20 protein-coding genes are annotated in these 20,364 nt (G+C 63.1%); 15 read left to right on the top strand and 5 right to left on the bottom strand.

Features of this window, described 5'->3' with window-relative positions; all coding sequences use genetic code 11:
* Positions 1–270: 270 nt before the first annotated feature.
* The gene (locus G6N59_RS09720) at positions 271–1,743 is read left to right on the top strand and encodes an APC family permease (RefSeq protein WP_138231990.1); all 1,473 of its coding nucleotides are present in this window, start codon (positions 271–273) and stop codon (positions 1,741–1,743) included.
* A 29-nt stretch (positions 1,744–1,772) separates the two neighbouring features.
* On the opposite strand, the gene G6N59_RS09715 is transcribed toward G6N59_RS09720, so the two are convergent.
* On the bottom strand, positions 1,773–3,032 hold the full coding sequence (locus tag G6N59_RS09715; RefSeq protein ID WP_138231989.1) for an SLC13 family permease: 1,260 nt from the start codon (positions 3,030–3,032) through the stop codon (positions 1,773–1,775).
* Between the two features lie 279 nt (positions 3,033–3,311).
* A complete protein-coding gene (locus tag G6N59_RS09710) occupies positions 3,312–4,007 on the bottom strand; it encodes a TetR/AcrR family transcriptional regulator (protein WP_163911175.1) in 696 nt (231 codons plus the stop codon).
* A 54-nt stretch (positions 4,008–4,061) separates the two neighbouring features.
* Between G6N59_RS09710 and G6N59_RS09705 the strand changes: the two genes are divergently transcribed.
* Both G6N59_RS09705 and G6N59_RS09700 read left to right on the top strand, forming a co-directional pair.
* Entirely contained in the window at positions 4,062–4,886 is an 825-nt protein-coding gene (locus tag G6N59_RS09705; protein ID WP_138231987.1) for an SDR family oxidoreductase, read from the top strand.
* Between the two features lie 109 nt (positions 4,887–4,995).
* Entirely contained in the window at positions 4,996–5,469 is a 474-nt protein-coding gene (locus G6N59_RS09700; RefSeq protein WP_306789627.1) for a DUF4345 domain-containing protein, read from the top strand.
* Here G6N59_RS09700 and G6N59_RS09695 read toward each other — a convergent pair.
* Positions 5,432–6,016, bottom strand: coding sequence for a TetR/AcrR family transcriptional regulator (locus tag G6N59_RS09695; protein WP_170212438.1), 585 nt, complete (start codon positions 6,014–6,016; stop codon positions 5,432–5,434). The two genes, G6N59_RS09700 and G6N59_RS09695, sit on opposite strands and share 38 nt — an antisense overlap.
* Positions 6,017–6,115: 99 nt before the next feature.
* Here G6N59_RS09695 and G6N59_RS09690 point away from each other — a divergent pair, with 99 nt between their 5' ends.
* From G6N59_RS09690 to G6N59_RS09635, 12 genes are all read left to right on the top strand, one after another.
* Positions 6,116–7,363, top strand: a complete 1,248-nt coding sequence (locus G6N59_RS09690) for an NADH:flavin oxidoreductase/NADH oxidase family protein (RefSeq protein WP_138231986.1) — start codon at positions 6,116–6,118, stop codon at positions 7,361–7,363.
* 42 nt (positions 7,364–7,405) lie between these two features.
* The gene (locus G6N59_RS09685; protein ID WP_138231985.1) at positions 7,406–8,239 is read left to right on the top strand and encodes an alpha/beta fold hydrolase; all 834 of its coding nucleotides are present in this window, start codon (positions 7,406–7,408) and stop codon (positions 8,237–8,239) included.
* 60 nt (positions 8,240–8,299) lie between these two features.
* Positions 8,300–9,163 carry an alpha/beta fold hydrolase gene (locus G6N59_RS09680; protein ID WP_138231984.1) on the top strand — a complete coding sequence of 288 codons (864 nt, stop codon included), beginning with the start codon at positions 8,300–8,302 and terminating at the stop codon, positions 9,161–9,163.
* Positions 9,164–9,193: 30 nt separating this feature from the next.
* Complete coding sequence (locus tag G6N59_RS09675; RefSeq protein WP_138231983.1) at positions 9,194–10,054, top strand: SDR family NAD(P)-dependent oxidoreductase; 861 nt, start codon at positions 9,194–9,196, stop codon at positions 10,052–10,054.
* A 6-nt stretch (positions 10,055–10,060) separates the two neighbouring features.
* Positions 10,061–10,423: an SRPBCC family protein gene (locus G6N59_RS09670; RefSeq protein WP_138231982.1), complete on the top strand. Its 363-nt coding sequence runs from the start codon at positions 10,061–10,063 to the stop codon at positions 10,421–10,423.
* Positions 10,424–10,512: 89 nt separating this feature from the next.
* Positions 10,513–11,493 (top strand): enoyl-CoA hydratase/isomerase family protein, encoded by a 981-nt coding sequence (locus tag G6N59_RS09665; RefSeq protein ID WP_138232067.1) that lies wholly within the window; start codon positions 10,513–10,515, stop codon positions 11,491–11,493.
* A complete protein-coding gene (locus tag G6N59_RS09660; protein ID WP_138231981.1) occupies positions 11,490–12,407 on the top strand; it encodes an alpha/beta hydrolase in 918 nt (305 codons plus the stop codon). Before G6N59_RS09665 ends, G6N59_RS09660 begins: the two co-directional genes overlap by 4 nt.
* A 91-nt stretch (positions 12,408–12,498) precedes the next feature.
* The gene (locus tag G6N59_RS09655; RefSeq protein ID WP_138231980.1) at positions 12,499–13,986 is read left to right on the top strand and encodes a class I adenylate-forming enzyme family protein; all 1,488 of its coding nucleotides are present in this window, start codon (positions 12,499–12,501) and stop codon (positions 13,984–13,986) included.
* Positions 13,983–15,002 (top strand): NADP-dependent oxidoreductase, encoded by a 1,020-nt coding sequence (locus tag G6N59_RS09650; protein WP_138231979.1) that lies wholly within the window; start codon positions 13,983–13,985, stop codon positions 15,000–15,002. The genes G6N59_RS09655 and G6N59_RS09650 overlap by 4 nt, the downstream gene beginning before the upstream one ends.
* Positions 14,989–16,596, top strand: coding sequence for a GMC oxidoreductase (locus G6N59_RS09645; protein ID WP_138231978.1), 1,608 nt, complete (start codon positions 14,989–14,991; stop codon positions 16,594–16,596). The genes G6N59_RS09650 and G6N59_RS09645 overlap by 14 nt, the downstream gene beginning before the upstream one ends.
* Before the next feature lie 80 nt (positions 16,597–16,676).
* Positions 16,677–17,414, top strand: a complete 738-nt coding sequence (locus tag G6N59_RS09640; protein WP_138231977.1) for an HD domain-containing protein — start codon at positions 16,677–16,679, stop codon at positions 17,412–17,414.
* A 114-nt stretch (positions 17,415–17,528) separates the two neighbouring features.
* Positions 17,529–17,957 (top strand): Rid family hydrolase, encoded by a 429-nt coding sequence (locus tag G6N59_RS09635; protein WP_138232066.1) that lies wholly within the window; start codon positions 17,529–17,531, stop codon positions 17,955–17,957.
* 238 nt (positions 17,958–18,195) lie between these two features.
* Here the strand turns inward: G6N59_RS09635 and G6N59_RS09630 are convergent, their stop codons facing one another.
* Positions 18,196–19,410: an acetyl-CoA C-acetyltransferase gene (locus G6N59_RS09630; RefSeq protein ID WP_138231976.1), complete on the bottom strand. Its 1,215-nt coding sequence runs from the start codon at positions 19,408–19,410 to the stop codon at positions 18,196–18,198.
* Between the two features lie 64 nt (positions 19,411–19,474).
* Complete coding sequence (locus tag G6N59_RS09625; RefSeq protein WP_138231975.1) at positions 19,475–20,305, bottom strand: SDR family oxidoreductase; 831 nt, start codon at positions 20,303–20,305, stop codon at positions 19,475–19,477.
* Positions 20,306–20,364: the final 59 nt, after the last annotated feature.

Here is a 20,364-nt window from a genome sequence, read left to right as displayed (position 1 = left end):
CGCGAAAGCGCTCGACACTGGCCAGGCATGACCGACTTCTGTGAGGGCTGTCACGAATGACAGAGCGGTCTTGTTAGCGTATTTAACACTCAGCGTAACTGTTGGTAACAACCCGACCCTAAACTTTGGCCGAGGGCGCTCGTAGAGCGAAAGCGGTTGTCCCGCTTGGTTACTTCGCCCTTGTACACACATCAGCCGTCGGCGCCGTAGCCGGCATGCGGTCCGTGCCATGTTCGTGGACGGACCAATCACCATTGAGGAGGCCGATCAATGCCGTCAATATCCAATGTCGAGCGGCTCGAAGAACTCAGAGATGCTCAGCAGAACTCAGATACCGGACTTGCGGCCGCCAGCATGACCGGTGTCGAGCTTGTTGCGCAGTCGACCGCCGGCATCGCGCCAAGTGCCGTGATGGTCTCCGGCGCAACCCTTGTGGCTGCTAGCGCCGGCGCTGGCACCTTGTATTCGTACGCCATCTCTTTGGGCGTGCTGCTCTTGGTGGGCTGGTGCGTATCCCGAGCCGCACGGTTGCGGCCGGGAGAGGACTTGCTGTCACATATCACCGCCGCGTTCGGTAGAGCGGTCGGGTTCGTCGGATCGACCGGTCTCGCCTTCGGGTACCTGCTCATCTCCGTCGGCTGCGTGGCCCAATTCGCGCAGTACACAAAACCCCTTCTCGGAGTGCCTCCACCGGTGAGCGCCGGAGCGCCCGCTACCTCGATTTCGGTCACGGTGGTTTTGGAAATCCTGTGCGTGGTCTGCGCGGCATTGATGATGATCCGCGGCGTCCGGATCTCCGCATGGACCGGTGTGGTGCTCGAGGTGCTCTCGATCGGAGCAATTCTGTTGGTGTGCACCATGGTTCTACTTCATCATGGGTTCAGTCTCGCGCCGCTCATGCCCACCGGAATCACGGTGCAACAGGTGGTCAGCGGCATGGTGTTGGCGACCCTGGGTTTCGTCGGATTCGAGTCGGCCGCGTGTTTGTCCGTCGAGGCCAAAGACCCACAACGGACAATCCCACGGGCCGTCACGGGCAGTGCGCTACTGGCCGGCGCGCTCTACCTGTACGCGTCGTATGCGCAGATTGTCGGATTCGGCGGTGCCGACAACCTGGCCGCCGATGCAACGCCGTTGAACACATTGGCCGACGGCCTTGGCGTGCACTGGCTTGCGTTGGGCATCGATCTGGGCGCGGTGGCCTCCAACTTCGCCTGCGTCACCGGCTCGCTGACAGCGGCCAGTCGGGTACTGCGATCGATGGGGGAGTCGCAGCTGGTGCACCGCAAGATGGCGGCGACGCATCCCATCCGCAAGACCCCGCATGTTGCGATCATCTTGCTCAGTGTGGCGGCCCTGATCGCGGCAATCGGCTTGGGAGCAAGCGGAATCAACGAGCTCGATGTGTATTCCTACACCGGAACCCTGGGAACCTTCGGTTACATGATTGCCTACATGCTGATGGGATTGGGTATCCCGATTCTGGTGCGGCGCTTGGCACCACAGACGAGTGTCACCGTTGCCGCCGTGGTCGGGGTGACCGTCGCGCTCTGCCTCGCGTACGTCTTTTACCGCAACGTGTATCCGATCCCAGCCTGGCCCGCTGCCTTGATGCCGTGGATCTTCCTGGCAGTGCTGCTTGCCGCGGCCGCCTGGTATTTCGCAGGACCGGCCCGCATCGCTCGGAGGCAGACCCGCGAAGCATCGTTGCCCGCGGAGCCGGCGCCCGAGCCCGCGAGGTGACGGTCAGGGCACTCGACTTCGCGCGGCCGTTATGCCAAGGCGATCGGAATGACCGACAGCAATCCGGGCACCACGAGCGCCAGGCTGGCTGCGAGGCCGAGCAGCCTGCGGAATAGGCGCTCCTGCTCGTCGACGGCACTGTGGCCGATAATGAGCGTGCCCGCCACATGAATCGGGTTCATCACCATCAACGCGGCCGGCACGCATACCGCACATAGCACCCAGAACATTTGGGCGGGTGTGGTGAAGGTGGAGAACACGATTGGCGTCATCAGGCCGAGGACTCCCAGCGTCGAGCTCTCGATGTTGCACAGCAGCGCGGTCAGGTAGGCCAGGACGAGGATGAGGAGGGCGCCGGTCCCGAGATGGTGCAGGACACCGGCAATCGCGTCGATCGTACCGATCTTCTGCATCAATCCCAGATAGGTCAGCAGACCACACAGCAGAAGGATGCTCGGCCAGGGAATCCGCGCGAGCAGCGATCGCTCCTGTGGGTGGAACGCGATCTGCAGTATCGCCGCCAAGGCGATCGCGGTCACGCCGACGTCGGTCTTGACGATGACGACGAGCAGCGCGAAGGTAGCCAGCGCCGCGCCGGCAGCCCCGGCGTAGATCGGGGTAGGGCGTTGCACCGCAGTGCTTTCGGGCTCCACTGCCGGAGCCGGGGTCAGGTCGAATCCGTGTCCTCGGCTCCGGCGGTACGCGTGGAGCAGTTGCAGACACAGCACCACCAGAACCGTCACCACGACCGAGACAGCCCACAATCCCCACCCGGGGTAGGTTGCGCCGAATTTGGCAGCGGCCGCACGCACGACCGCCCCCGTCGGGTTTAACGGTGACAGGCCGGCGTTGTTTGCGCCGATGACGACGGCCAATTCGCATAGGTAGAAGCTGTTGCGATAGCGAGCGGTGACGTGGGCAACCAGCGGGACCAGAAACGCGATGACCGCCGTCGAGAAGGCGCCGACGGTGGACAGCGCGGCGCCGAGAACGAAACCCGCCCACGGAAGCACGGCGTGGCGATCGCCGACCGCGCCGTAGACCAACTCCACGAACCACCCGAGCGCGCCGCTGCGTTCGAGATGGGCGAACAGCAGAGAGACCCCGACGATCAACGCGAAGATGTCACCCGGGAATGTCGTGTACATCGTCTTCGCGTCGAGCCCCGACAGTGCGAGCACCGGCAGTGCCGCGCCAAGAGCGAGCACGCCGATGTTCATCCGGCGCCAGATTGCCGCCACCAGCACCAGAACCAGCATGACCAGCGAAAGCGCTTGAGCGGCAGACACTTCGGCAACCTCCGAACCGTGTGGGCACGGCCGACGGCCGGCTGTGCGACGTTGCTGCGATCTGACACGGTACCTGCCGCGCCTGGCAAGGCCGCTGGCTCACGGCCTGGATGGCCTATCGCAGAGCGAACGCGTTCTGAAACGGCGTGGTGTCAGCTCCGGTTGAACGGTGAGCAGGGGAGTTCTGATCAGGGCTGTCCAAAGACCCAGCGGACGTCCAGACTGGCCGCGCGCGTCGAATCGATCTGCTGAATGGCGGTTGCACTGGGTGGCGCTCGGTCAAATGGCCGATGTATTGGATGTAGGCCCACGGTCATCGTGATCGTCGACGATGGCCATGGCAGCGGCAAGTCCTGCCTGAAGTGCTTGTTGTTGCGAATAGCTGCCGGGAACCATTGCGCGCGCAACCGTCACGGCGCCGACCATCAGGGCGACGAGGCTCCATGCGCGTCGTTGAGCCTGCTCGGGTTCGCCGCCGAGGGCGTCGGCAATTCGAGTCGCAAAGGCCGTGGCCTGACGATCGTAGGCTTCTCGGGCGGCCGGATGTCTGGCCACATCTTCGCTCAATGCTGGCATGATGCAACCATTTTCGACATCCAGACAGTGAGTGGTGCCGATGTAGTAGGCCAGGAAATCTTTCAATCCGTCTATGTCGTCCTGCGTCGAGTCGGGAGCGTCGGAGAACTGGCCGAGGTATGTCTCGATGATCGCGGTGAGCAGCCCAGCCTTGCTGGTGAAGTTTGAGTAGACGGCCCCAGAGGTGACACCGGCGGCGCTGGCGATGCCGTCAACACCGATCCCCATGAAGCCGTTGATCTTCATCTGTTCAACTGCGGCTTCTAGCAGCGCAGCGCGGAGTTTCTCTTTGTGATCCGGTGGATACCGCACAACCAGCGCCTCTCTGTCGATTGACACGCCGTCTTCATCAGCATAACGTACGTTACCGTAACGGTCGCAATTGAAGCGGTGCCGCACGGATCTCCGACCGTTCCTCGACCTGTCGATGTGTCGATGAGAAAAGAGATTGAAATGCCTTCTGTTTTGGTTACGGGCGCTGGGAGAGGCATCGGGTTGGCGATCGCCGAGCATATGAGTTCGCGGGGCTGGGACGTGTATGCCACCGCACGCTCTGATACCGCGTTGCACAGCCTGGGTCGATTGCCCAATGTGCATCCGATCCCGCTGGACATCACCGACCGTTCCGATATCGCCGCGCTGCCCGCCCGGTTGCCGGCAGGTCTCAACGGCCTGGTGAACAACGCGGGCATCATCGTCAACGGGCCGGTCGAGGGACTGTCGCTGGATGACCTGACCGAGCAGCTCGACGTCAACGTGATCTCCCAGATCGCGGTGACCCAAGCGGTGCTGCCGAAAATCCGAGAAGCCGCTGGGCGGCTGGTATTCATGTCCTCGGTCAGCGGGCTCATCACAACTCCGGGCACCGGCGCGTACAACGCGTCGAAGTATGCGATCGAATCGTTGGGTGATGCGCTGCGAATGGAGCTGCGCCCGTGGAAGATTCCGGTCTCGCTCATCGAGCCCGGCCCAATCCGCACCGATATGTGGGGCAGCGCACTCGACGACTACGACCGCATGACCAAACAGCTGTCCGAGGCGCATCGCCGGCTTTACGCGTCGCATCTGGCCGGAAGTCGGAAGCTGTTGAGCGGTATGCAGAAACTGGCCGCCGACCCCAAGCGAGTCGCCAAAGCGGTCCATCACGCACTGACATCGAGACGTCCGAAGCGTCGCTACCTGCTCGACACCCTCAGCCGCACTCAGAAGCTCGCCTTCGCGGTCACCCCGGTCGCGATCACCGACGCGATCCTGGCGGCCGCCACGACCTCGAAATGAGAATTCGCGCGTGCTTGCGTCGAGTGCCCGCGACATTCCAGCAGTCGGTTGATCGAAGAAGCGCATGCGGCACAACGATTCTCTCGTCTGAGAAGGAGGGATCTTTCCGATGAACATGGAGTACCCGCGGGCTGCGTCGCAGCCTCGCAACGATTGGAGTCGCCGAGGACTGCAGTGGACACTCGCGGGGCTGACGGTGATTCCGATGGCCAGCGCGATCGGCGAGATCGTTCGGGGCGCCCAGGGTGTGCCGGGAGGATCACCGAAAGTGCCGCCCACAGTGGACAGTTCGCTTCGATATGCCAATGTGTTCAAGTTCGCGATGGCGGTGATGATGTGGCCCGAGCTCGGGCGCGTCGAGCGGTCGCGGACGGTGACGTTTTCGTTGTCAACCACGTTCTTTGGCGGACTGGCCCGCATGCGTTCATGGCAACAGCGTGGACGACCGCACCCGGTTGCCGTGGCAGCGATAGCGCTGGAGACCATCGGGGTGGCGAGTCTCCTGGCATGGCAGAGGTCGCTGTCTTCCAGCGCTGCCGGCGACGTTACTCCGGACTGTCGAGTATCCGAAGTGCGTTGTTGATCCCGGCGTCGAGCACCTGGGCGGAGACTTCGGGGTCGCTGACCGCTCGGGCCAGTTGCAGGGACGTGACCAAGATGCCAAAGAGGCCCCACGCTGTCTGCATTCGATTCATTTCCGACCTTACGGCTGGGAGATGCAGGGCAATTTCTTTGACGATCGACTGTGCCCCAGCGGAATAGGCGTCCCTGACGACGCCATCGCAGCGTCCGATCTCACTCAGTAATGCCGCCGTCGGGCAGCCCTCGGCTTGGTTGTCCCGGTGTTCGGTGGACAGATAGCTGCGGATATAGCTTTCCAACGAGTCTCGATCGGCAGGTAGCGCGCTGACGGCGGCGCGCTGTTGTTCGAGTTGGTCGGTGATGACGTTCGCGACGAGATTGTTCTTGGAGCCGAAGTGCGCGTAGAACGCGCCGTTGGTGAGGTTGGCGTCGGTCATGACCGCGGCGATGCCCGAGCCGTCGATACCGTCTTGCTTGAGGCGCCGGCTGGCTGCCGCGATGATTCGCCGGCGCGTCTCAGTCTTGTGTTCCGCTCCATATCTGGCCATGGAACTCACCTCCGCTTGTGTCACGAGCCACTCTTGACGATGATAATACAGTCATAATATTATGATCGTAATACCAAAGTGTCGCGTCGAGAGGCTCAGATGAACGCCCTGCACCAACCGCTCCGGCTACCCAACGGCCTTCTGTTGCCCAACCGGATCATGAAGGCCGCGATGAGTGAGGCGCTGGCCAATACGCGCCACGCCCCCGATGGCCGTTTGGTGCGCCTCTACGGCCGATGGAGTCGCGGAGGCTATGGGCTGCTCATCACGGGCAACGTGATGGTCGACCGCACCCAGTTGGGGGAGCCGGGGAACGTGGTGATCGAGGACGACCGGGATCTCGCAGCGCTGTCGCGGTGGGTCAAGTCCACTCACGACGCGGGGGTTCCCATCTGGGCGCAGCTCAATCATCCCGGGCGGCAATCTAATCCGCTGGCCATTGGCCATACCCCGGTCGCACCCAGCCCTGTGCCCTTGAGTCTGCCGGGCTCGCCTACGCCGCGCGCGTTGACCGGCCCGCAGATCGAGAAGATCGTCGACCGTTTCGTGACCGCGGCGCAGGTGTGCGAAACGGCGGGATTCGACGGCGTGCAGATCCACGCTGCGCACGGATATCTGGTCACCCAGTTCCTGTCGCCGCTGACCAATCTGCGTGAGGACGAGTGGGGTGGCGACAGTGAGCGCCGGATGCGTTTCCTGCTGGAAGTGATCCGCGGTATCCGGGCCCGCGTCTCACCGGCATTCGCGGTGAGTGTGAAGCTCAACTCGGCCGACTTTCAACGGGGTGGATTCACCGAAGATGATTCACGCCAGGTGGTACGCGCCCTCGCCGAAGAGGCCGTCGACTTGATCGAAATCAGCGGCGGAAACTACGAATCGCCGGCCATGTCGGGATCGGCAGCAGCCAGTACCCGAGCCCGCGAAGCCTACTTCCTGGAATATGCGCGCACCGTTCGCAAAGCTGCGGGACAGGTACCGCTGGCGGTTACCGGTGGTTTCCGGTCGCAGGAGGCCATGACTGCGGCAGTCAAATCGGGGGATTGCGACGTGGTTGGCCTGGCGCGCCCGACGGTGACCATGCCGGATGCCGCAGAGGCCATATTGTCCGGCCAGCTCGACGCGCTTCCGACCCGCGAGCTCAAGTACGGAATGCGAAGTCTGATAAATCGATTCGTCGATGTCAAAGCGCTTGACGGCGTGCTCAACATCAGTTGGAACACCGATCAGCTCCACCGGCTCGGAGGCGGGCTCGAACCCGACTTGAACCGCGGTCGACTGGCCACCACCCTCGCGATGCTCAGGCGCAACGGAACCGCGACGCTACGCCCCAAACGCGGAATCCGATAACGCCCTGAACTCCCAATTCCGACCAACGCCGAGAGGTTTGACATGCTCACCTGGAAAGACACCCCCACCAAGACAATCGACGTCAACGGAGTGCCGTTCGCATACCGCGAACTCGGCGTCGAATCCGAAGTGCCTGTGGTGTTCCTGCATCACTTCACCGCCGTGCTCGACGACTGGGACCCGCGAGTGATCGACGGCATCGCGGCACACCACCGCGTCATCGCCTTCGACAACCGGGGCGTTGGGGCCACCGGATCGGTAGTACCGGACAACATCGACCAGATGGCCGACGACGCGATAGCGTTCATCCGAGCCCTCGGCCTGACAAAGGTCGATCTGATCGGGTTCTCCCTCGGTGGGGCCGTCGCACAGGTGGCGGCGCTCGAGGCGCCTGACCTGGTTCGGCGAATGATTTTGGCGGGCACCGGACCTCGCGGTGGCGGCGGCATCGACGCGATGCGCAAAATTGTCGCCGTCGCCTACACCAAGGCCTTCCTGACGCGGAAAGATCCCCGCGAGTACCTGTTCTTTCCCCGTACTGCGGAGGGTAAACGCGCCGCCTCGGACTACTTCGCCCGCTTGCAGGAGCGAACCTTCGATAGGGACACGAAGGTCTCGATGCAGGCGCGGCTGGCGCAGCTCAAAGCGATCGTGAACGGCGGCAAGGCCACACCCGACGACCTGTCGCGGATCACGGTGCCCGTCCTGGTTGCCAACGGCGATGACGACCTCATGGTTGCGAGCAGCTTGTCGGCGGACATGGCGCGGCGAATTCCCAACGCGGAGTTGAAGATCTACCCGAATTCGGGGCACGGCGGGATATTCCAGCATCACGCCACCTTCGTTCCTGACGCTCTCGAGTTTCTCGCTGACTGAGTGGCAGCCAGGTCGCGCACATCTCATGCACCGCCGCACTATTGAAGAAACGAGTACCTCATGAGCAGTATCAGTGAAACCATCACGTCCTACGCCAAGGCGCCGTCGCGCACTGTGACCGCCGACGGCACCACCTATGCGTACCGCGAGCTCGGTCCCAAAGGCGGCATCCCGGTGATCTTCTTCGTGCACCTGGCCGCGACGTTGGACAATTGGGATCCACGAATCATCGACCCGATTGCCAAGACCCGCCACGTGATCGCCTTCGACAACAAGGGCGTGGGGGCGTCCAGCGGCTCGGTGCCGGGCACCATCGAAGAAGCTGCCGACGATGCGTACACCTTCATCACGGCATTGGGGTTCAAAAAGGTTGATGTCTTCTCGTTCTCGATGGGTGGCATGATCGCCCAGGATTTGGCGCTCAAGCATCCCGGACTGGTGCGCAGGCTCGTGTTGACCGGGACGGGGCCGCGCGGCGGCAAGGACATCGACAAGGTGGCGGCCCTGACCTACTGGGACACGTTGCGGGCCGCACTGACTCGTTCCGATCCCAAGGAGTTCTTGTTCTTCAACCGGGATGCCGTGGGTAAGCGGGCCGGCAAGCAGTTCGTCAACCGGCTCAAGGAACGCACCACCGACCGCGACAAGAACATCACGATCAGCGCCTTCCAGACCCAGCTCAAAGCGATCAAGGCGTATGGCCGTTCCAGGCCGTCGGACCTGTCAAAGATCACCCAGCCAACGTTGATCGCCAACGGCGACCACGACCGAATGGTGCCCTCGGTGCTATCCGAGGACCTGCATCGGCGCATCGCGGGATCGAAACTCATCATCTATCCCAACGCCGGGCACGGTGGCATCTTTCAGTACCACGAGCAGTTCGCGCCGATTGCCGCGGCGTTCCTCGCCGGCGGCGGCCAGTAGCGAATCCATGACGGCAGAGAGAGTTTTGTGATGACTCATGCGCGGCAGTCGACCTACTCGCTGGACGGCAAGGTCGTGTTCCTCACCGGTGCGGGTGGCGGGCTCGGCGCGGCGACTGCGGCATTACTGACTCACCGCGGCGCACAGGTTGCCCTCGCCGACATCGACGTAAGTGCCGTAGAGCGAACGGCTCGAACACTGCCACCGGGACAGATCCTACCCGTGGACTGCGACGTCACGGCAATCGACTCCGTATACGCCGCAGTCCGCAAAGTCGAGGACCAGTTCGGGCGCATCGACGTGGCCATCGCCAACGCGGGCCTGATGGGACGTGGTGGGACATTCCGCTCCCTGACGGCCGATGAGGTCAACCGCGTGCTGTCGGTCAACGTGGCCGGCGTCCTGAACACGGTGTCGGCGACCATTGAATCAATCATTCAAAATCGCGGCCAGATCGCTTTGGTCAGTTCGGTTTTCGCCTACCTCAATGGCGCGGGAGCCATGCCGTATGCGATGAGCAAAGCGGCGGTCGAGCAAGCCGGTCGCGCGCTCGCCGTCGAACTGGCCGGCCACGGCGCAACAGCGATGACCGCATACTTTTCGCTCATCGAGACCGGCATGATCCAGCACGGCATCGACGAAGACCCGCACGTGCAAGCTCTGATGTCGGCGATGCCGAAGTTCATTCTCAAACGCATCCAGCCGACCACCGCGGCGGCAGTCATCGTCAACGGCCTCGAACGACGCCGACGCACCGTATCCGCACCAGCGCGCTGGCTCCCGGTATCGGCATTGCGCGGCGTCCTCGGCCCCGTGGTCGATGGACGACTGGCACGTGACATCGGCGTACAACGCGCACTTTCTGAACTCGATACACGGCGGGGGCGGTGAGCGCCGGTGTACGACTTGTCTCCGGCCAGTGGTACTGAGTCGCAATCTGTTCAGATCGATTCGCCCGCCGAAGCGGTGTGGGATCTGCTGACCACGATCGCCGACATCGGCGGTTGGTACGACGACTGGGACACCGTGGAACTCGACGAGTCGGACCAGCGATGCCTCGGTCCCGGGGTCGGGTTCCGCCTCGTCCGAGATCGTCGCGGTCGCATCGAGACTGCCCGGTGCGTGGTTGCCGTGTTCGATCCGCCTCACCGTCTTGGCTGGATCGAAGACGGTCCGCTTGGGCGAACGGTGTTCGTCGACTTTCATCTCGAAGCGGACCCGACCGGTGGAACTGTGCTGACGCTCGGCAAGAGCTTCTGATGGCCGGCAACGACCGGTTTCGGCGGGCAAACGGAAACCGTTGCCCAGACCGTAACTTCGAAAGAGAGAGTTCGCTCGAGAGGATGGCGATGACACAGCAAGTACGAGGCGATCTGGTGATCGAGGACCACGGGCGGGTGCTCATCGTCCGGGTAGATGGCGGTCCGCATAGTTTGTTCGGCATCCAAATCGCAAGACAGCTTGAGACATTGGTGGATCGGGTCGACCGCGATCCCGGAGTGCATGCCGTGGTGTTCACGGGTGCACGCCCAGGGCGGTTCGTCAGTCACGCCGATGTGCGATGGTTACAAGCAGAAGGTGCCGCCGTGCCCGAGTTGGGCCGGCACAGCGCGTCGGCCGCCCTGCGTCTGGCCCGCGGCGTGGACCGCGCCCGGGTCTTGGATACCGTTGTGCAGAAAACACCGCTGCGCGGTGTCGCGCAACTGGATCGGCTGCACGCGACGTTCCTGAAGATGAATGCGAGTGGCGTCATTTTTGTCGCCGCCCTCAATGGATCGGCTCTCGGCCTGGGTGCTGAATTTGCGTGGGCCTGCGATCTGCGGATCATGGCAGACGGCGACTTCTTCATCGGCCAACCTGAAGTGCTGCTGGGCATCATGCCCGGCGGCGGTGGCAGCCAGCGTCTGACCCGGCTCATCGGCACACACAAGTCGCTGATCGCCATTTTGGAAGGTAAACCCTTCACTCCCGCACAGGCGTTGGCCAACGGCGCAGTCGACGAACTAGTGGCCCCCGCGGATGTCGTGACGCGGGCGGTCGAGGTCGCCGAGTATTTCGGCAAGCGGACCAAGGGATCGGTCGAGGCGATCAAACGATCGGTTTACTTCGGTGGGTCCATGTCGTTGCAGGAGGGCCTGCACGTCGAGCGCACCGAATTCCTCGGCACCGACCAATCCCCGGAAGGCCAGCAGCTGATGTTGCAGTACCTCGCGGACACCGAATCCTCCGGTGAGCTGCCGCTGTACCACGATGACGTCTACGACCGCGCGCTGGAATCAGGCACGGTGCCCGCGCTCGACGATGTCGGCGCAGGGGCGGCGCGGAAATGACCTCGGCACAGTCGTTTACGCGACAGGACGTCTCGTTCGGGTCCGGTAAGGACACCTGCGCCGGGTGGCTCTACCTACCTACGGGTGTGGCCTCACCGCCCGTGGTGATCCTGGGCCATGGCCTGGGCGCCACCCGGGAGATGCGGCTGGACGCCTTCGCGGAGCGTTTCGCGCAGGCCGGCATCGCCGCGTTGGCCTTCACCTACCGGCACTTCGGTGACAGTACGGGTCAACCCCGTCAACTCCTGTCGATCAAGCGCCAACTCGCCGACTGGGATGCGGCGATTGCGTACGTAACGGGACGGCGTGACGTAGACGGCACCCGGATCGCCGTGTGGGGCAGTTCTTTCGGCGGTGGCCATGCCATCACAGTGGCATCCCGTCACCCCGAGCTCAAAGCGGCGGTGGCTCAATGCCCCTTCACCGACGGACTAGCGTCCGCCCTAGCTCTCGGGCCGGTCGGTTCACTCAAAGTGCTGCCGCTGGTCGCCCGTGATTACGCCTCGATCGTGAGCCGGCGGGAGCCTTCGATGATCCCGTTGGCGGGAGCCCCGGGAACTCTGGCCCTGATGAACGCTCCGGATGCGCTGCCCGGCTATCAGGCACTGCTACCCGCGAATTCGACGTTCCGCAACGAGGTCGCTGCTCGCGTGGCACCGACAATCATGGCCTACCGGCCGGGACGGGTCGCGAAGAAGATCGCTTTTCCGATTCTGTTCTGCATCAGCGATATCGACACGGTTACCCCGCCCGAGGAGACTGAACGCTATGCACGGTCAGCGCCCCGTGGCGAGATCAAGCATTACAGTGCAGGCCATTTCGAGTTCTACCTCGGCGAACCGTTCGAGCAGTTGGTCACCGACCAGACCGACTTCCTGATTCGTCACCTGAACCCGATACACGTAGCGCCGTGACTGCCGATGCATTGGGCGGCCGGCCGCTGCTGGTCGATCCCGCGAGGCTGACCATTTTCACGATCTCCGCCCCCGAACAAGCAGGACACTGATGAAACTATCCACGCTGACCGACCGCCGTGCCGAACACGATCCGCACGGACCCGCCGTGTCCGACGCCCGCCACACACTGACGAATGCGCAGTTGCACGACTGCGTTATTGCTGCGGCAAACCAATTGCGTGACAAGGGGATCGGTGCCGGAGACGTGGTGGCCGTTCAGTTACGCAACCGCGTCGAGTTCGTGGTGCTGCTGTTCGCGGCCTGGCGGCTGGGCGCCGCGATTACACCAGTCAACCCGAGCCTCACCGACGATGAGGTCAATCGCCAGCTCATCGACTCCGCGACACGACTTCTGGTGACGGACGACGACATCACCACCAACACCGAGGTACCCACCCTGGCCGTCGCTGAGCTCGCCACTGCGACTGTGGGGGCAGATCAGACACCACACGAAGATGTCTCGGCGCTGGCGCTGCTGATCTACACCAGTGGCACCACGGGCACACCCAAGGGCGTGATGCTCGACCACGCCAACCTCGACGCAATGGCACAGATGGGCCGCGAAGCCCTGTTCATCGGGCCGACCGACCGATGCCTGCTGATCCTCCCGCTGTTTCATGTCAACGGCATTGTTGTCAGTGTGCTCACGCCACTGATGGCTGGAGCCAGCGTCATCATCGCCGACCGCTTCGCGCCCCACGCCTTCTTCGCGGTGATCGAACGCGAGCGGCCCACCTATTTCAGCGCGGTGCCCACCATCTACACCATGCTGGCAGCCCTGCCGGACAACGTCATTCCGGACACGTCGTCGGTGCGGTTTGCGATTTGCGGCGCGGCGCCGGCGCCGGCAGAGTTGTTGAGCCGCTTCGAATCCCGATGCGGGTTCCCGCTCATCGAGGGCTACGGACTTTCCGAAGGCACCTGCGCCTCCACCATCAACCCGATCGACGGTCCGCGTCGCGCGGGCACGGTGGGCAAGCCGTTCCCCGGCCAACGGATTCGGATCGTCGACGCCAGCGGCGACGACGTGCCCACGGGCGCTGATGGCGAGGTCATTATCGCCGGACCCAACGTCATGCGCGGCTACCTGGGGCGCCCCGAGGCCACGGCCGCCACTGTCATTGACGGCTGGCTGCACACCGGCGACATCGGTCACCTCGACAGTGACGGGTATCTGACCCTGGCTGGACGTTCCAAAGACATGATCATCCGCGGCGGTGAGAACATCTATCCCCGAGAGATCGAAGACGTGCTGTCCAGCGACCCCAATGTGCTGGAAGCCGCGGTCATCGGGGCACCCGATGAGAAATGGGGCGAAGTAGTGGTCGCCTATGTCGCCCCACACCCACGAGCCACCATCGACCCCAACGCACTACAGGCCCGCTGCGCGCGCAGTCTCGCCGGCTACAAACGTCCCACCGAAATCCTCGTCTTGGGGAGCATCCCCAAAAACCCTGTCGGCAAAATCGACAAGGCCCCCTTACGCGCCCTCCACTCGGCGCCGAACAACCACCGCATCGAGAAGGCCACCCCATGAAAGCGTTCGTCCTCACCCGCTACGGCAAGAAAAACACGGTCAGCGCCGTCGATCGTGCCGTCCCCGACCTGCGCGACGACGACGTGCTCGTGCAGATACACGCCACCAGCATCAACCCGCTGGACCTGAAGATCAGGAACGGCGAGCTCAAACCGCTTCTGCCCTACAAACTTCCGCTTGTCCTCGGGAACGATCTCGCGGGCATCGTCGTAAAGACCGGCCCACGGGTGCGGCGATTTGCCCCTGGCGACGCGGTTTACGCCAAACCCGGTCAGGACCGCATCGGCACCTTCGCCGAATACCTGGCCGTCAACGAGAACGATGTCGCGAGAAAACCGGAGAGCATCGACATGAACGAAGCCGCGGCGCTGCCACTGGTCAGTCTGACCGCTTGGCAGGCGCTGGTCGACAAGGCGCAATTGCGACCAGGACAGAAAGTGCTCATCCACGCCGGCTCCGGCGGCCTGGGCACCATCGCCATCCAACTGGCCAAACACTTGGGGGCCACCGTAGCGACCACCACCAGCACCAAGAACGTCGAATGGGTGAAGGAACTGGGCGCCGACATTGTGATCGACTACAAGACAAAGGATTTCGCCGCCGAGCTGCGCGACTACGACGTCGTTCTGGACACCCAGGGCGGCCAGACCCTGGACAAGTCATTCCAGGTCGTCAAACCCGGCGGACAGGTCATCTCGGTCGCCGGACCGCCCGACCCCACCTTTGCCCGCGAATTCGGGGCGAACTGGCTGCTGGTTCAAGCGATGCGGGCGCTGAGCTTCTCGGTGCGGCGCAAGGCCAAACGACGCTCGGTGCATTACTCGTTCCTGTTCATGACCGCAAACGGGGATCAGTTGCGAGAACTGGCTGCCCTCGTCGATGCGGGCGCCATCCACCCCATCATCGATCGGGTGTATCCGTTCGACTCCACGCTCGAGGCGTTGGCCTATGTCGAAAACGGCCGTGCCACAGGAAAAGTCGTCGTGACGGTGAGGGACGACGATGACCACCCGTGAGGGGGTTTTTGACTACGACTGGCTGGTGATCGGATCTGGTTTTGGTGGCAGCGTTTCAGCTTTACGACTGTCGGAGAAGGGGTTTCGCGTCGGGGTGCTCGAGCGAGGTCGCCGCTACGCTCCGCAGGATCTGCCCAGGTCGGCGTGGCAAGCCGACAAGTACACGTGGGCGCCGAGGCTGGGCAAGCTGGGCATCATGCGCACCTCGATGTTCCGTCATATCTTCTTCCCCTCTCAAAGCGGTGTGGGCGGCGGCAGTCTGGTCTACGGCGGCGTCCTCTATCGCGCAAAGAAAGAGTTCTTCGGTGACGCCCAATGGCGCGACCTCGGCGACTGGGAGCAGCGCCTCAGGCCGCACTACGATACCGCAGAGGGAATGCTTGGCGCGGCTCCTGTCCCGTTCGATTCGGTTCACCAACAATGGATTCGGGAAATGGGCCGGCACTTCGGGACCGAAGGTACCGTCAGCCGCGCACCCACCGGGGTGTTCTTCGGAGAGCCGGGAAAAACAGTGCCCGATCCCTACTTCGGCGGCGCCGGCCCCGACCGCACCGGCTGCACCCGCTGCGGTGCATGCATGGTCGGCTGCCGTGTCGGGGCAGTGAATTCGTTGACCCAGAACTACCTGTGGTTTGCCGAACGCAACGGCGTGCACATCCTGCCCGAGCACCAGGCCATCGACGTGACCCCGGTAGGAAACGCCAACGGCAGCGACGGTTACCACGTCACCACCGTCCATCCAACCGGTGGCCGCCGACAGACCTACACGACACGCGGGGTGGTGTTCGCCGGCGGGGCCTTGGGCACCAACGAACTGCTCGCCAACTGCAAACACCGTGGCTCGTTGCCATACCTGAGTGACCGCCTCGGCGAATTGGTGCGCACCAACAGCGAATCCGTGCTGACCGTGTTGCTGCCCGACGATCAGGGAAGCTGGCGTGATGTCACCGCCAGCAGCAGCGTCCATGTCGATGCCGACACCCACATCGAATTACTCACCTATGGCCCGAACGCCGACATGCTCAGCCTGCTGTACACCGTGCTGGTCGGTGACGGCACCCGCGTGACCCGGCCCCTGAAATGGATTGCCGCCATCGTGCGGCATCCGCGACGCTGGCTGGCGACGCTGTGGCCGCTGGGCTGGAGTCGGCGCATGGCGATGCTGTTGGTAATGCAATCGCGGGACAACGCAATCTCGTTTCGCGCCCGAAAGCGCCGGTGGGGGAGAGGCTATCGGTTGTCCACTGCCGCGAACGCCGACAATCCTGCTCCGACCTACATAGACAAAGGGAACCAAGCCGCGCGCTGGCTGGCCGAGCACACCGGGGGCATTGCCCAGAGCAACGTGCTGGAGGCTCTCGGCAATATCCCCTCCACCGCCCACCTGCTCGGTGGTGCCGTCATCGGCGCCACCCGTGCAGAGGGAGTGATCGATGCGAACCTACGTGTTTTCGGCTATCGCAACATGCTCATCTGCGACGGCTCCGCAATGCCGGCGAACCCCGGAGTCAACCCGGCCCTGACCATCACCGCTCTCGCCGAATACGCGATGGCACAGACCCCCGCGTATATCGGGTCGGACGCGAACTCCTAAGGCCACGACGGTACAGGACTATCGGGCGCCTCCGAACCTGGCATAAATCTCGCGACAATAGGCAGTTCTGCCTCTCACAGATGCAGGTTCGTCGCCTGCACAGTGGTTCTGTGACATCGACCAATCTTTCGCAATCGCAACATAGTTCGTCCGAAACTGACCCGGATCTGGTTACCTTGCCGAGCACTGCGTTGACAGTGGCTGCCCTGGATTTGGTGCTCCGCACGGAGTCGCCGGCCATAGCCAACCACAGTGTGCGGAGCTTTCTGTTCGCCCGGCTGCTCGCGCCACACATCGGCCTTGTTCCTGGTCGAGACTTCGACGAAGAGCTGCTGTTTCTCTCGTGTGTCTTGCACGATGTCGGGCTGTCGACTCTCGCCAAGAGAAACACCCGCTTCGAGGTCGACGGCGCGGACCGTGCAGCCGAGTTCCTCAGCGGTCAGGGAGTGCAAGCAGCTCAGGTCGATGCCGTCTGGGAAGCCATTGCGCTGCATAACTCCTACGCGATCGCCGAGCGGAGAGGCGCGCTCGCTTCTCTGACATACCAGGGCGTGGCGATCGACTTCGGCGGCACGCTGGGCCTACCCGACACACACCTGGCCGCAGTGTCCGCGGAAATCGGGGCTGTCATCCATGCCGCGTACCCCCGTTTCGACATGGTCACCGCGATCATCGATGCGGTCGCCGATCACGCTGCCGCTGATCCTGAGAATGCTCCGCGCTACACATCACCCGGCGAGATTCTGCGCGAACGAAATGAATTGGGCATCACCTACGTTGAGGAACTCGTTGTCAAGGAGTCGCGCTGGGGCAACTGAAGAAGGTAACTCATTCCTACGCAACATTATTGCTCGCCATAGACCGTCATCTCAGCTGGGATGCGCGGTTTGGAAGTACGAGAAACAGAACAGACGACGAAAAGGATCACCCATATGCCCCAGCTCCAATTCTTCGATACTCCAGGCTATGGGGAAATCGCCCGTGCCAACTACAGCTACAGCCAAGCTCTTCGGATCGGTGATCGCGTTGAGATCTCCGGTCAGGGCGGTTGGGACGAGGACCAGACCTTCTCGGTCGAGTCTGTGGAAGCAGAGATCGAGAAGGCCTTCGACAACGTCGAGAGAACCCTCGCAACGGCAGGTGCCACCTGGCATGACGTCGTGAACGTCCACACATATCACGTCCCGTCGCAGGACGACGCGATTGGTGGCGATCACATGACGGCCGTCGTTGAGCAGTTCCGCAAGCGGGCCGGCGAACACCTGCCTTTGTGGACCGCGCTGGGAGTCAAAGCTCTGGGCCTGCCTGAAATGCACATCGAAATCGAAGTCGTAGCCATCATCGGTTCCGGCGGCAGGTAGTACGAGAGATGTGGCGCCAGTGACTGTTCCGCCGCTCGTGCGCTGGAGCAGTCGCTGGCGCGCCCTCACGCGTTTGGTCATCTGGTTGCGCCGCAGCCTCCCTCACGGCGACCAGTCAGCTCGCGGGCGTCGGGTCTTCGGACGCCACGACGCCGCGGAGGCGTGAGACTGGGCTGGATTGGGAAGTCGTTGAGCCGTGTTGGTGTTGACGGCCGATCGACTCTGCGCACGGGGATTGTTACGAGAGGCGCTCGAGGATCATCGCCATGCCTTGGCCGCCGCCGACGCACATGGTTTCCAGGCCAAATTGTTTGTCATGGAACGCCATTGAATTGATCAAGGTGCTGGTGATCCGAGCACCTGTCATGCCGAATGGATGTCCAAGCGCGATGGCACCACCGTTGATGTTGACCTTGTCTTCGTCGATGCGGAGTTCGCGCATGGATGCAATGACTTGGGCGGCGAATGCCTCGTTGATCTCGACCAGGTCGATGTCGCCGATGTTGAGGTTGGCACGTTGCAGGGCTTGCTTGCTCGCTTCGACGGGTCCGAGACCCATGATCTCTGGTGACAGTCCGCTGACGCCGGTGCTGACAATGCGAGCCAATGGGGTGATGCCCAGGGCGGCTGCCTTGGCGTCAGACATCACCACGAGCGCGGCGGCCCCGTCGTTGAGAGGGCAGCTGTTGCCGGCGGTGACCGTGCCGTCTCGCCGGAACACGGGCGGCAGGGCAGAGACGGCCTCGAGGGTGACATCGGTGCGGGGACAGTCGTCGGCGCTGACGTAGCCGCCGCCGGGTAGCGGCACGGCGGCAATGTCGCGGGCCCAGAAGCCGTATGCGATGGCAGCTTCGGCGCGATTTTGACTCCGCACGGCGAGTGCGTCTTGGTCAGCGCGGCTGACTCTCTTGAATTTGGCCACATTCTCCGCGGTCTGTCCCATCGCGATGTAGATGTCCGGTAGCTGATCGTCGGCGCGTGGATCTGTCCAGACAGAGTTGTCTTGTGCGCGCGCGGCGGTGCGGCACTGCGCATCGGCGAAGGCCGGGTTTTGGCCTTCAGGATTATCCGCGGCACCGTTGAAGTACCGGCTGACGGTCTCTACGCCGGCGGAGATGAAGACGTCGCCTTCGCCAGATCTGATGGCATGCAGTGCCATACGCGTTGTCTGCAGGCTGCTCGAACAGTAGCGATTGACTGTCACGCCGGGGACGAGGTCGAGACCGGCCAGAACAGCTACTGCTCGTCCAAGGTTGTTTCCGGATTCACCGGCAGGTTGCCCTACGCCGAGCATGAGGTCATCGATCTGGTGGGGATCGAGTTCGGGAACTTTGGCGAGTGCGGCGAGCACGGCGTGTGCGGCGAGGTCGTCGGCGCGCAGGTCCCTGAGGGATCCTTTGCCTGCGCGGCCGATCGGGGTTCGTGCGGTGGAAACGATGACGGCTTCGGGCATGCCGATGCTCCTGTGCTGTTTGGTCGGGGTACGGGTGGTGATATTCGTTGTCGAGGTGGGGGATTCAGTGCGTAGCGCCGCTGAATCCTCCGTCGACGGGTAGCACGGCTGCGGTGACGAATGCGCCGGCCGCTGAGGCGAGGAATCGGACCGCGCCGACGATGTCGTCGGGTTGGCCGTAGCGACCGAGGGGAACGGTGTTGAGCAGTTCGTCCTCGCGTGCTGGGTCTGCGGCGACGTGGCTGAGCATGTCTGTCAGGAACGGGCCGGGAGCAATGGCGTTGACGGTGATGCTGTCGGGTGCCAGACGGCCGGCGAGATGGCGGGTGAGCATGTGCAGGCCTGCCTTGCTGGCGCTGTAGGAGTAGTTCTCCCACTGCGGTGCCACCAGTCCGTCGACGCTGCCGATGTTGATGATGCGGGCGGGATGCTCTGGGCGGGAACCGTTTCGAAGCAACGGAAGTAGTCCGACGATGATGCCGAACGGGGAGACGAGGTTGGTGTTGAGAACCTTGCTCCAACCGGCGATCGGGTATTCCTCCAGCGGTGCTCCCCACGTGGTTCCGGCGTTGTTGACCAGGATGTCGATGTGTTCGTGGCGGTCTTTGACCGAGTTGATGAGGTGTTCGACTCCGGTAGGCGTCGATAGATCGGCGCTGATGTAGCTGCAGCGGCCGGAGCTACCGTGAGCTTCTGCCTCGCTGTTGATGTGATTCGCTGTGGCGCGGCATTGTTCGACTTTTCTGCTTGTGATGATCACCTCGGCGCCGTCGGTGACGAGTCCGCGGGCGATCATGGCGCCGATTCCCCGCGATCCTCCGGTTACGACGGCTATTCGGCCGCTTACAGAGAACAGGGTGTCGTGGTCGGCTGGCGGATGAGTGGCACGTTGCATTCTTCGACGGTAAGAGACGTTCTGGTGCCTAGTCTTGGGGTCTCGCGCATGTATGTTGT

Origin of the sequence: Mycolicibacterium aubagnense (assembly GCF_010730955.1) — a bacterium.
In the GTDB taxonomy this organism is placed as follows: domain Bacteria; phylum Actinomycetota; class Actinomycetes; order Mycobacteriales; family Mycobacteriaceae; genus Mycobacterium; species Mycobacterium aubagnense.
The sequence above is the reverse complement of the archived record's forward strand: the minus strand, read 5'-3'. Positions and strand labels throughout refer to the sequence as shown.